This is a genomic window from Wolbachia endosymbiont of Oedothorax gibbosus (assembly GCF_936270145.1).
Lineage (GTDB): Bacteria > Pseudomonadota > Alphaproteobacteria > Rickettsiales > Anaplasmataceae > Wolbachia.
The window spans coordinates 552489-565461 of the sequence record NZ_OW370537.1; the positions used below are offsets into that span (position 1 = coordinate 552489).

Consider the following 12973-nt stretch of genomic DNA (forward strand, 5'->3'; position numbering starts at 1 on the left):
GGTTGGTATAAGGTGGGTAGAAGACACATTAATAAAACATCCAGATTTTGCATTACCAGGAAAAAAAGATCTATTAAATAGTAATGTAGAATACGAAGTTTTGGTAATAGATGGAACTGAAACAGCAGTAGAAAGGCCAAAAAAAAGCAAAAGCGCTTTTACTCTGGAAAGAAAAAAAGGCATACTATAAAAACACAAATAGTAACAGAGAAGAAGAGTAAAAAGGTCGTATGTACATCTTTCTCCAATGGTAGAAAACATGATTTTCGGATGTTTAGAGAATCAAAGATAGCAATATTACCGCAAACTAAGATCCTAGCTGATTCTGGTTACAGAGGAATGCAAAAGATACATAAAAATGTTGAATTACCACATAGAAGATCAAAAAAGAATCCTTTATCAAAGGAGAAAAAAGCAGAAAATAGATCTCTCTCTATACGAAGAGTGGTAGTTGAAAACGTAATCGGCTTATTGAAAAGGTTTAAAATCATTTCTGACAGATATAGAAATCGACGAAAACGTTTTGGCTTAAGATTTAATTTGATTGCCTCTATTCACAATAGAGAGCTCCTTTCATGAATTTTGAAAGAAGTCTAATGCAATAAGAATTGATGTTGTATACGAGGCTGGCTATGACAATGTTCCTGAGCAGATAAAACTAGGTATTATGCTGCATGTTTCTGCTATTTACAAAGATCGTGAATCGGAGGTAAGTAGCCATTTGTCTGAAGTGAAGAAGGTGTATTCTCCATTTCGCGAACCAAAGGTTGTTTTGTAGCTCTTTCTTGTCATTCAAACTGGGCTACTACGTCATACCGTTACGGATAGATCCCGCTAACAAGCAGCGGGATGACGAGGTATAAACCTTATCGTCATACCGCGATTCATTCGCGGTATCTCTTAACATAGATCCCGCTAACAAGCAGCGGGATGACGAGTTTCTATATATCTTTCGAGGGTTAATCATGGAAAAAATTCAAGCTATAAACGAGTTGTACAGTAGCATTTATGCAGCATTAAAAGCAAACTCTGATTTAAGGAAATATGTTACTAACATTTATGACTACTTACCTAAACAGGTCACCATTCCTTACCTAAGATTGCGCGTAGTGAATTATAATAACCTGCATATGCTGTCCAATTTTGCTACAAAGGCAAGATTTTCATGCGACATATATACTTATCATATAGACAGTATGTTTGCCATTATAAGGCATATTAACTTGATACTTAAGAGTATTAAATATTCTGATAATGAAACTATTTTGGAAAGTAATTGTACTATGAGTCAGCATGATGAAATTTTACATTCAACAATTAATTTTGATATTTTAATGAAAGGAGGCGATAATGAGCAAATTACAGCTAAAAATTAAAGATCATGACAATAATTTTATCGTGTTAAATAATATACGAAACCTAAGGTTTACTTTGCGTAATAACAGAGAAGAGGTAAAAGATATTTCTTCTTTTGGTTGGAGAAAAGTATTGGATTCTGCTGGAAGCAGACATATTACGATAAAAATTAATGGAATTTTAGACTCTGTATTAGCTGATGAATTATTACGTAATTCTGCTATGCTAAACTCTAATAATGATTATGAAATTAGTTTTAATGCTAAGGAAAAGATAAGGCTTAAGTGTTCAGTTGAATTGTATGAGAGGTATTATGATCCTGTTACTTTTGACAGCTTTACTGTCGTTTTAGCGAGTGCTGAAGTTGTAAACGCTTTTCATTAATGTTAATTTAATTTTTTCGTATACAATAGTAACTGGTGGGAATTTTAACTAAATTAAAAAAAATCATGAACGACAAAGACCTTTTCGAGGAAGACGGTGATAATATTGAAGAAAATAACGATGATAAAAGAGAGAAAAGTTTAGAAAATGAAAATCAGCAAGATCAAGAAGCACAACACAAAGAGGAAGATAAGCAATACATAATACAGTATATTCAAGACTATTTGAAAGTTTTTGAGGATATTCTAAATCAGATCGACGAAGGAATTGATAATTCGGATAGTTACGAAAGGACTATGCAAATAAAGCGAAGCATAGACAGGCTCATAGAGACTTTATATAGTCAGGCTGCATCTGAAGATATTGATGCAGAATTTGAAACCACAAAGCATACTCGCGATAAATCAGAATCTATGAAAAGAGTTAGAGAGAAAAGAAGGAAGCAAGTGATAGAAGAAGTGTTAAGTAGCATGTTTGCCCAGCAACAAAAGGAACTAATGAACGCTAAACACTTAAATCATGGACATGAAACAGCACATGATGATGAAGCAAAAAAACGAGTGAAGTCTTCAATCAGGGGAGTGTTGTTTTCGGTGATTGCTCATAGGATGGATCCAAGAAGGAGGGCAGGGGAAACTGCTGACGGTAACGAAAAGCAAGCTCATATATATGGCAGGGAAGCAGTTGGTGGAGCTTTAGGTGCATTGTTAAAAACATTTTTAACAGCAGTTGCTGCTGTTGTGCGTGAAATTGCTAAACCACTTCAGAAGCAGGAAACATCTTTTGCAAAACAAATTGAGGAAAGCAGAAACGCAGATCCACAAAAGGGTCGATCTGTGTAGACTTACTCTCTGATTTCTCTCTATCTTTTAGGTCAAAAGTTGTAATACTTAAAAATAGGATTGAACAATTGTGTGTATAATTATTAATGCTTTCTAAGTGGATTTCTTATGGCTTTTTCTAAGTTTCTCGATCCAAAATTGGGCCTAACATTTAAAAAAATATTTGGTACTGAGAGAAATAAGAATATTCTTATTCATTTTTTGAACGATATTTTAGGGTGTACTGAAGTTAATACTATACAAGAAATAGAATTCATCAGCACCACTATGAACCCTGAAATTGCCTCTGAGAGACAAAGTATAGTTGATGTTCTCTGTCAGGATTCTGTTGGTAACAGATTTGTGGTCGAAATGCAGCTTACTCGCGACAAGGGCTTTGAAAAACGTGCTCAATATTACGCTGCCAAAGCTTATTCAAGACAATCTAGTAGATACGCTAATTTACAGAAGATTTTCTTTATTGCAATATCGAACTGTATTTTATTTCCTCATACCAACCCTCATAAATAACTAGACAAATAATTCACAGAGCAAATGGTTTTGATCGAACTTTCCGTAATATCTCGAATAAATTCAGATACAGCATTTTCAAGTAATTTAATAGAGTCATACATCTTGTTCTTTATTATATTTTCCTTTAAATGTTGCCAAAATCTTTCCACAGGATTGAGCTCAGGCGAGTACGGCGGCAAATAAATTATGGTGATATTTTCAGGAGTTTTTAAACCTTTAGACCTATGCCAACTTGCGCAATCCATGATAAGAAAAGCTTCTCTAGTCCCCAAATCTTTCGACATCTGCTCCAAAAATATGTTCATGCAATCTGTGTTTACATGTGGAGCAAGTAGGCTAATATCCTCTCCATTCCTGGGATTTACAGCGCTGTAAAGATAGAAGTTTTCTCTTCCGATTTTTACTTTAACTTGTGTTCTTGAGCCCTTTTTAAACCATCCATGTCCAACTTTTGAGTGCGTTCCAAATCTCGATTCATCGAAAAAAAACCTCCTTTTTCCGGTTCTTTTCCACAATTTCATTGAGATTTTTTTTGAACTCCTCTTGTTTGTTTTTGTCTTGTTTATAATGTGCTGGACGAGGTGTGATATATGTAAATCCTAGCTTCTTCATAAGCCTTCTCGCCGTTGACTCACTTACTTTGATAGCTAACATTCCTTCAACTATACCTTGCAATTTTTTAGCAGTCAGATTTGCCCCATCTTCTTCTATTACCTCTCTTATTTTTTCCTTCTTCTCCTCGTTCAGTTTTGGTTTAGGTCCTCGCCCTGGCTGTATTGCAAACCCAATAACACCTTTTTCTTTAAATCTTGCAATCCATTTCATTAATGTCGTTCTCGTAATTCTATATATTTTAGCAACTTTTGAGATACCATACTCCTTTGCTGATATTATTGCTTGTAACCTTCTTCCTATCTCTCCTCTTATTCCATATTTTTTTAATTCTAACTTGCATTGATTATATAGTTCTTCTCCTATTGCTTTACTTTTTCCTGCCATAAACTACATATTTATTCTTTCTAGCCTCAATTATTTGTAGTTTTTACTATTTGTCTATCTATTAGTGGAGATTGGTATCAATTATATATCTAGTCATACCATAAGAGATGATGAAACTAATGAGCACGACTTACAAGATTTTCAATTTGTATTTATCGAACTACCTAAATTTCCTAAAAACAAAGTAGAACAATTAACAAGCACAGTAGAGCGCTGGTGCTTTTTTTTTAAGTACGCAGAAGAAACAACAGAATTGATGTCAATGCCATTGTTAAGTTTACTGGCCTTTCCATGAGTAAGATTGAAGAGTTAAGTGAAAATCTGTGAACAGAATACTATCTATCGTCTCTCACACCGCTTAGCTGAGCCGACAATGGCGTCAACTTAAGGACATTTAGACTTCTTTGTTGAAATAAAACAGCAACAAAAGTGCTATTTATTGCAGCTTTTAGGTAATTTAATGGTAAAAATTTTAGAGAGAAATTTTATACACTATCACCGATATTTTTCCTTAAGTTGACGCCATTGGCTGAACGGATACCTCGGTCAAAAACTCTATTTCTCCATTGGCTAGCATCCTTTTAGAGCTGCTATCAGAAAACAGGTTATGTGGAAATCTTAAAATATTTCTTGTTCGCCAAGCAAAATAAATACATTCCTGCAAACAAGCAGATACCCAATATCGACGCATAAGAAAACTTAAAAATCAAATCCCTAATGTATATTGATAAGCATTTACCTGCAGAAAATTTGTATAGTAATCCAACACATACAACGGCACTGTCAACCATTGATGCTATAATTAAAGTAATGAGATTTGCCATATGAAAATTCAATTTGGACCTCAATTTTTCAAAAATAATTATGCTTGAGAGAAGAGATACTAAAATTGCAGTATATGAAATCAATATCATCAAATTAAAACTTTGCCATTTAAAAAGACAGCATATCACTGTACACACTATTAAGCTGTATGTAGCTTTGCTTCTGCCATAAAATTCAACCATTGAGTTTACAACTAAAGCAGCTCCCACAAATAAGGCAGCACATATCATCAATTTATTTGAAGTGTTGAGTAAAGAAAGACTTATAAACAAGAGTATCGATAAAATAGACATAGTTACCTACCCAAATTTAATAATATACGTTCATTTTAAGTAAATATTGCACATAGTGGAAGAGTTATTTAGCATAATCAAAAAAAATATTTATAACTATTTCCCAAATCTTTCAGATCTACTTTTAAAACATCCTTTATGTTTAGCACCTTTTTCTCTGTTACTTTACCAATACATGAATAAACCGCGCCTTCAAACAATTCTTCAAACCTCTTCTGGCTTTGTGGTGCAATAGTAACCAAAATTCTACTTTGCGATTCAGAAAACATTATTATCCGATTTATTATATCTGTATTTTGTGTTTCTCCTATTGGCACTAGTGAAAGGTCGATTTCAGCGCCAAGATCTCCTGCAATTAGCGATTTTGCCAGAGCAATAATTAATCCGCCTAAGTTTGGTGCAATTGCAGAGGCAATTATGCCATCTTTGATTGCCTGGTTGTAACGCTCATACAACTTCCTAGCGCTCTTTGCATCAACTTTTGGTACGTTGTTATTACCTATTCCACTGTATAGCTGATATTCAGATCTACCAAGCTCATCGTGGGTTGTACCAAGCACATATATCAAGTCCCCCGGCATTTTTACATCAAGCGATACCGCATTTTCAATATTTTCTATAATTCCAATTGCTGAGATGAGTAATGAAGGTGGTGCAGATATCATCACTTTCTCGCCATTTTCATCATATCCCTTAAAGTCGTTAAACATACTATCTTTTCCGGATATAAATGGCGTTTTAAATGCAGTTGCAAAGTCGTAACAAGCTTCCGCAGCTTTCTTTAGTTGCCACAACCTTTCTGGATTATAAGCATCACACCAGCAAAAATTATCGAGCAACGCTAGATGATTTATATTTCCTCCTGCAGCTACATAGTTGCGTATCGCGGTGTCAATTGCACATGCTGCCATATGGTAAGTGTCAATCTCTCCATAACTTGAGCCAAATCCTTGCGATTTTACAACACCTTTATTTGAAGAAAGGATTGGCCTTGAGACAACAGCTTCACTACACACTCTTCCCTTACCTTGCAGTGGTTTCAGCACTGACGACCCTTGAACCTCATGATCATATTGCACCACTATGAACTCTTTGCTGCAAATGTTTGCTCTGCTCAGCATTTCTTTTAGTTCAATTGCTAAAGAAGGCGAACTTGTTGTCATTCCAGCGCATAGCGCTGGAAGCCCCTTAGACCACGGTTTCGTCTGTAAATGCACTTTAGGATTACCATCATGCAGAAATTCAGTTCCGATATCCATTATTACTTTCCCTTTAGAACATTTAACAACAGCTTTACCGCTCTCATTGAACTCTCCAATTACGCTGACTTCCACATCATGTTTTTTCATGATTTGCTTAAATATAGGGAGATTTTCTTCTGGCACTGCTAAGGTCATTCTCTCTTGTGATTCTGATATCCATATTTCCCACGGAGCCATACCATCGTTTTTAAGGAGAACCTTGCTCAAATCAACTTCAAATCCGTCTTTTCCCATTTCACCAATAGACGACGACAGCCCACCTGCTCCATTATCTGTTATTGCATTATAAAGACCAAGATCTCTTGCTTTTATGACGGCATTGGATAATTTTTTTTGTGTTATAGGGTCACCAATTTGCACAATTGTTGAAGGGCTGTTTCCCGATAAAGCCTCTGAAGAAAACGTTGCACCGTGAATTCCGTCCCTTCCAACTCTTCCACCAATAATTACGATTTTATCGCTGTTTTTAGGCCCTTTGATGTGTGAAGGTACATTATTTATACTGCGCGGAATAATTCCGACACTGCCAACAAAGACCAGCGGCTTGCCACAAAATCTATCGTCAAAATATACCGATCCAAGTTGTGTTGGAATACCAGAGCAGTTACCAGCAACATTAACGCCATGGATCACTTCTTTCATTATATATTTTGGCGGTAAGATCTCATCAGTGCGCTCTTTATCCCTATAAAATTTGCCCTTTGCTTCTTTGGCAAAGCAAAAATAATAGGTATTCATTATAGGCTCTGCGCCTTTCCCGAAACCAACTATATCACGATTTACTCCAAGCACTCCGGTCATTGCTCCACCAAATGGATCAAGAGCTGAAGGGCTATTGTGAGTTTCAACTTTGTCTACAATCAAGTAATCGTCATCAAAAATTATTCCTCCTGCGTTGTCGGAGAAAACTGACACGCATATGTCAGAATTTATCTCACGCGTTGCACGCTTAATATAATGAGCATATAGACCGTCTTTTATTTCATCAATAGGGGAGCAAAAAATATTGTGTTTACAATGTTCAGACCAAGTCTGTGCCAGAGACTCAAGTTCAATATCATATGGATTTCTACCAAGTTTTTTAAAGTAATCCTTTATAGCTTTCATTGCTGCCAGCGAGAGCCCTAAAGTGCCATTACCATCGATTCCATCTCTGCTGATTTTCTCAAGTTCTTGGTCACTTACATTTAAATCAACAGATTTAGCTCCATTGCTACTTGGTGTTACTCCAGTGCTTTCTCCTGTCATCTCAGCCTTTTTTTCTGTCATCCCAGCCCCTTCTTTTGTCATCCAAGTAGCTGACACTGGAATCCATTCTTTTTTTTCCTGGTCACGCGCTGGAATGACACCGGAGTGGGTATTTAATGACTTATATTTACCATAATATTTCCAGCTATAGTTCTTACAGATAAGTGTGCAATACTCAGTGATAGGGTTGAATTCTTGCTTTATATAATCTTCGGTTGGCATGCTTCCTTTACCCAAAATCAATTTTGAACTTCTTACCTTAATCTCAATTGGTGTCATTCCAGCCCTTTCGTCCGTCATCCCAGTGCCCAGACACTGGGATCTAGAGATTCCAGCGTCGCGCGCTGGAATGACAGAGGGGGAAATTTGCATGACAGATGGATCGATATAGCCTTTGCTTATTAAATATTCTCTAACAATTTGTTTCACTGTGTTGCCTACATTGTCGGTCATGCCAGGTAAGAAGCTTATTTCCAAGCCCCACTTTGCTTGTGGTTCTATGAAATCATACGGAACTTCTTCAAGGTTTTTATTGTAGGAATAATAACGGCAGTCTTGTATGACTTTATTATAAAATAGCCCGCAAATTTCTTCATATAATTTGGATGGTAATCCTTTGCGTATGTAAATCGAGTAAACGTTAACTAACCATCTGCGGCCAATTTGCTCACATTTATTTAAAACTTCTATTCTAATGTTTGTCATGTAATGTTATAAAAGATTTTAATATATAATAGCATATAAGCACGTTTATATTTTGAATAATTTCTATACAATTAAATATTGTATTAATTGTTACTGTTAGTGGGAAGAGTTTTTACCGTTAATGTGGATGAATCTCTTTTTGATGTGCTGGTTCAGCACATATTTTCTGAATATGAAAGAGAAAAAATTCCTGAAGTAAAAATCATACTTCCTTGCAAGAGGGATGTAATAGCGCTGCTGAGTGCATTCAAGAATCATAACGCTAAAAAATGCATAATTTTGCCAGAGATAGTTTCGCTAGAGAACATCGATGAGGAGGATTTAATATTAAATCTTGATAGAGTCAAAGTTATCAAGCCAACAAAAAGGACGCTGCTACTCATTCAATTCATATTGGAATGGAATAGAAAAAATAACGACAATTTTCCAATTGATTTAGCTTATAGCCTGCCATCACTGCTTCAATCTACCCAAACAACGGATTGTTATCAATTTGATGAGCATTCAAAAAAAATAGAGAATTTCATAAGCTTACTTATTGAGACTTGGAGTAAAACTTTAAAAGATTTAGAAGTAGTAGAAATATTAAAACATAAGAGTGATTACATAAACAATATGATAATCTCTTTACAAAAAGACCAACATATAATCTTTGTTGGAATTGGAAAGGATAAGTCGTTAATTAAGGCTATATATGATCTGCCATTTGGAAAAATAATTTTGCCTAACCTGAATTTGAAAATTAAAGAGAAAGACTGGAAATTGCTTGATAAAAAACACTATCAATATTGCCTGAAAGATCTACTCGATTATCTAAATGTAGATAGAAGAGATGTTAGTTTTCTGCCAGAAGCACACATTGGTGTCATTCCAGCGCGTGACGCTGGAATCTATAGATCCCAGTGTCTGGGCACTGGGATGACAGGAGGTTCTGCGGAATATCTTGATTGTATCTTTGATACAACTGCCGATCTGAGCAAAATTGGTGGTAGATCAATTGAAAATATTGAAGTCATCACTTGTGATTCCAGAGAGGAAGAAGCACAAGTGACATCATTAATTATAGAAAATGAAGGTTATGAAAATGTTTCTTTGGTCGTCTTTGATAAATTACTTGCAGCTCGTATAGCATGTTTATCAAGGCAACACAGTGCCATACCGGAAAATTACCCTTATATAACGCTTCTGCTTTACAGTATCGAAGTTTTGACCTCAAATTGGAGCAGTGTGTCATTACTTTCGCTCCTTAAACATAGGTTAGTTAATTTTGGTTACACTCAAGAAGAGTACTCTCAGATTTTATCTGAATTTGAAATAGAGATATTACGCAACTTTAGTACAAATGGCCTGAGTGATATTATAAATGCTATCAATGCCCATAAAAAGCTAAAATATAAAGAAGATATATTAGTTATTATCAGTAAGTTAGAGGCTATACTTAATCTTTTACTTAATTCTATAAATTGCCCTATTTCTGATATGGTGGCAACTCATTTGCAGTGTATTAATATGCTATCTGGTATAAATTTTTCAGAGCTAAACAGTGAAATAGGTAATTTTACCTGTAATTTCTCAAATGCATGTGAAGGTGTAGGAATTAAATGCTCCTTAGAGTTATATAGCCAAATTCTGACCTTATTTTTAGAGAAAGAGTTTTTCTCTGTAGCAAGTGACTTGAATAAATTCAGCTTATATCACAACAAAGTTGTAATACTTGCTGGATTTAATGAAGCGCCAAGCTTTCAAAGTCCGCTTTTGAATGCACTTACGAGAGAAAAATTTAACCTTCCTTCTGCGCAAGAAGAGCAGGGGTATTTTTTGTATATTCTGCGCAATTTGTTTTGCACAAGTAAGGTTTATATTACAAGATCGCTAAGCCATAGAAAACCAATTCTATTGCAGCGTTTGGAAATTCTGCTCAAGGAGGGGAAGCAGCCGTATCGTGATTGGCTAAGGATATTAAATACGCCTGAATGTACTGTTCCATGTACTCAGCCTATGCCAAAACCTCAAACCGAAGTTAGAAAAGAAAAAATGCAGGTGATGTCTTGCAGTGCAATAGAAAAGCTAATTCGTAATCCTTATTCATTTTACGTTGAATATATACTGGGCCTTAAACAATTAAGAGACTTGAATTTTAAGCCATCAATATTGGAATTTGGCACTATGGTACACAACATTCTTGCAAGATATTTACGCAACAAAAAGTCGCTGATGAGCATTGCACGAGAAGCATTCTCGACTAGTCAGTTTAATTTTTCAAATATGTGGTGGGTAAGACTGCAAAGGATTTTTGTCGAATTTGATGAGACTCGAAGCAATTATGTTGAGTTGGAAAAGAGCTTTTCCTGTCCGATATTCCATATTGGTGTCATTCCAGCGCGTGACGCTGGAACCTATATTTCTTGTGATCAGTATGAAACTGCTTGGATGACAAATAGAGATCTTATCCCTCAAGAAATTTTACTGACAGCAAGATGTGATAGAGTTGAGTATCTACCAAGTGGGCAAGTAGCAATTATAGACTATAAGCTTGGTACACCACCTTCCAATGAAGAAGTAATGTCGGGATTTTTTCCGCAATTAATTTTACAAGCCTTAGCGGTAGAACATATAACAAAAAGAGAAGTTTCAGAACTTGCTTATTGGAAACTTGATTATGATAAAATAAAAGTTATTTCTTTACGAGATTATAGACAAAAAATGCGAGAATTTCAGAATGATTTGCCAGATTTTTTATCTAATTATTTAAGAGATACTATTCCCTTTATTGCCTCTCCGTATTTCGATAAATTCCTAAGGTTTAACAGCTATAAACAACTAGAAAGGGTAGGGGAGTGGTTGTAAATGGTGTCATGTGTGGTAACAGGGTAAATAATTTTATGCGAATATTTCAAATTTAAGCATACCAATTGCAGTAAATTTGTTCATTAAGTAGCATTTTATACTCCTGTAATTGCCGTAAATTCTCGGCAAGAGCCGCCATTGGCAGCTACTTCGGACTATGTACCAAACAATTTTAATCCTATAATCCCGAATGTAACTAAAATAAAGCAACTACACTAAAGTGCAATAGATCTCTCTTTCGAAATTATTTTGAAAGTTAATATCAAACTTAAAATAACATCCTAAAAAACTTTTCTACGAAATTCAATTTCTGCACGTCATTTGCTGCATAAAGTGGTGTAGTTTGTTGTTCAATGCCTGGTATTTCTACAAAAACTTTGCCCACTTCTTGACCTTTTTTAATTGGTGCAGGTATCATATCTTTATATTCAATACGCACCTTAATTTGGTCATGCAATTTGCGGTTGTAAGTTATGGTAACATCGTTTACAACTGTAATAGGCACTTTTTTATCTTTTCCATAGAGAACATTTACTTCCTCAACTACGCTATCCTTAGCGAATATTTTCTTGGTGTTAAAATGATTTAAGGAGTATTGTATCAGTCTTTTTGCTTCTTCTATTCGCTCTTTCTCAGTGTTTAAACCATTTACGACAGCAAAAATTCTCCTATCATTTCGTTCTGCAGATGCTACAATGCCGTAACCGCCAGCATTTGTATAACCGGTTTTTAAACCGTCAACCCCAATATCGTGAAAAAGTAGAAGATTTTTATTCTTTTGTACAATTTCATTATATGTCAAATATTGTTCAGAAAATAAATCATAATATTCAGGAAAATCGGTGAAAATCCTTTTTGCCAGCATTACCAAGTCTTTTGCACTCATAAAATGATCTTCATCTGGCCACCCGCTTGAGTTGACGAAATGACTGTCATTCAGATTCAAATTTTGTGCAACCTCATTCATTTCAGCCACAAAATTCTCTTCTGATCCTGCAATGCCCTCGGCTAGTGTTATGCAGGCATCATTACCTGAAACTATTGTAATTCCTTCAAGTAATTCTCTCACTGTAACAAATTGACCTTCTTTCAAAAACATAGAAGAGCCTTTTCTTTCCCACGCTTTTCTACTTACTCGAAATTTATCCTCCATGTGTATTATTCCAGCTTTTAGATAATCGAATGCTACATATAAAGTCATTAGCTTGCTCATTGAAGATGGGGCCATTTTTTCATCAGAATTATGGTCAAAAATGAACGAGTCTGAAGCCAAATCTAAAACTACTGCTTGCTTTGCTTTGGTTCTAAACTGGTATGAGTATGAAGAAAAAGGAAGTATAAAAACTAATAGCAAAATTACCAATCTGCTTAACATATCTATAATTTTAAATTTATAGTGTACTAATTAATAGTATAACTTTACAGGGGCATTTCAATAGATCTCTTGCATAAAAATTCCTTTTTAGGTTTTTTTTGCCTTTTTTTTCGTTTGGTTAATGTTTATACGGAAAGTGTCATCCCAGTCTGGGATCTAGACTGCAAGTAATGCATTGGGTTTTGTGAATATGGGTTTTGCGTTATAGAATGAAACACTTTTGGTGAATTTGTAAAGAAAACTAGATCCCAGTGTCACGCACTGGGATGACATCATAGAGGCACTGGAATGACAAAAAAGAGGCTGCTCGGATGACAAGAAGAG

The 12973-nt window shown here is 35.2% G+C and carries 7 protein-coding genes and 3 pseudogenes; 7 read left to right on the top strand and 3 right to left on the bottom strand.

Features of this window, described 5'->3' with window-relative positions:
• Positions 1 to 7 precede the first annotated feature (7 nt).
• The 5 genes and pseudogenes from NBW37_RS02750 to NBW37_RS02770 form a co-directional block, all read left to right on the top strand.
• Positions 8 to 579, top strand: a pseudogene (locus NBW37_RS02750) (IS5 family transposase); the annotation flags it as partial.
• 386 nt (positions 580 to 965) lie between these two features.
• Complete coding sequence (gene gp17, locus NBW37_RS02755; protein WP_250296804.1) at positions 966 to 1376, top strand: tail completion protein gp17; 411 nt, start codon at positions 966 to 968, stop codon at positions 1374 to 1376.
• The gene (locus tag NBW37_RS02760; RefSeq protein ID WP_250296805.1) at positions 1351 to 1740 is read left to right on the top strand and encodes a phage tail tube protein; all 390 of its coding nucleotides are present in this window, start codon (positions 1351 to 1353) and stop codon (positions 1738 to 1740) included. Before gp17 ends, NBW37_RS02760 begins: the two co-directional genes overlap by 26 nt.
• Positions 1741 to 1805: 65 nt before the next feature.
• Positions 1806 to 2582: a hypothetical protein gene (locus tag NBW37_RS02765; protein ID WP_250296806.1), complete on the top strand. Its 777-nt coding sequence runs from the start codon at positions 1806 to 1808 to the stop codon at positions 2580 to 2582.
• Positions 2583 to 2690: 108 nt separating this feature from the next.
• Positions 2691 to 3071, top strand: a pseudogene (locus NBW37_RS02770) (Rpn family recombination-promoting nuclease/putative transposase); the annotation flags it as partial.
• Positions 3072 to 3082: 11 nt separating this feature from the next.
• Here NBW37_RS02770 and NBW37_RS02775 read toward each other — a convergent pair.
• Positions 3083 to 4094 (bottom strand): IS630 family transposase gene (locus NBW37_RS02775; protein ID WP_250295836.1). Its coding sequence is split into 2 segments (ribosomal slippage): positions 3083 to 3580 and positions 3582 to 4094, totalling 1011 coding nucleotides; the frame shifts between segments, so codons are not numbered across the junction.
• 76 nt (positions 4095 to 4170) lie between these two features.
• Here NBW37_RS02775 and NBW37_RS02780 point away from each other — a divergent pair.
• A pseudogene (locus NBW37_RS02780) lies at positions 4171 to 4347 on the top strand (Rpn family recombination-promoting nuclease/putative transposase); the annotation flags it as partial.
• A 942-nt stretch (positions 4348 to 5289) separates the two neighbouring features.
• Here the strand turns inward: NBW37_RS02780 and NBW37_RS02785 are convergent.
• Complete coding sequence (locus tag NBW37_RS02785) at positions 5290 to 8427, bottom strand: AIR synthase-related protein (protein WP_250296807.1); 3138 nt, start codon at positions 8425 to 8427, stop codon at positions 5290 to 5292.
• A gap of 99 nt (positions 8428 to 8526) precedes the next feature.
• On the opposite strand from NBW37_RS02785, the gene NBW37_RS02790 reads away from it, so the two are divergent.
• Entirely contained in the window at positions 8527 to 11274 is a 2748-nt protein-coding gene (locus NBW37_RS02790) for a PD-(D/E)XK nuclease family protein (RefSeq protein ID WP_250296808.1), read from the top strand.
• Between the two features lie 268 nt (positions 11275 to 11542).
• On the opposite strand, the gene NBW37_RS02795 is transcribed toward NBW37_RS02790, so the two are convergent.
• On the bottom strand, positions 11543 to 12649 hold the full coding sequence (locus NBW37_RS02795) for a D-alanyl-D-alanine carboxypeptidase family protein (RefSeq protein ID WP_250296810.1): 1107 nt from the start codon (positions 12647 to 12649) through the stop codon (positions 11543 to 11545).
• Positions 12650 to 12973: the final 324 nt, after the last annotated feature.

Excerpts from the sequence above, each read along its gene's own strand:
- gp17 (WP_250296804.1), top strand. The coding sequence starts at position 966 with ATGGAAAAAATTCAAGCTATAAACGAGTTGTACAGTAGCATTTATGCA.
- NBW37_RS02785 (WP_250296807.1), bottom strand. The coding sequence starts at position 8,427 with ATGACAAACATTAGAATAGAAGTTTTAAATAAATGTGAGCAAATTGGC.
- NBW37_RS02795 (WP_250296810.1), bottom strand. The coding sequence starts at position 12,649 with ATGTTAAGCAGATTGGTAATTTTGCTATTAGTTTTTATACTTCCTTTT.
- NBW37_RS02765 (WP_250296806.1), top strand. The coding sequence starts at position 1,806 with ATGAACGACAAAGACCTTTTCGAGGAAGACGGTGATAATATTGAAGAA.
- NBW37_RS02760 (WP_250296805.1), top strand. The coding sequence starts at position 1,351 with ATGAGCAAATTACAGCTAAAAATTAAAGATCATGACAATAATTTTATC.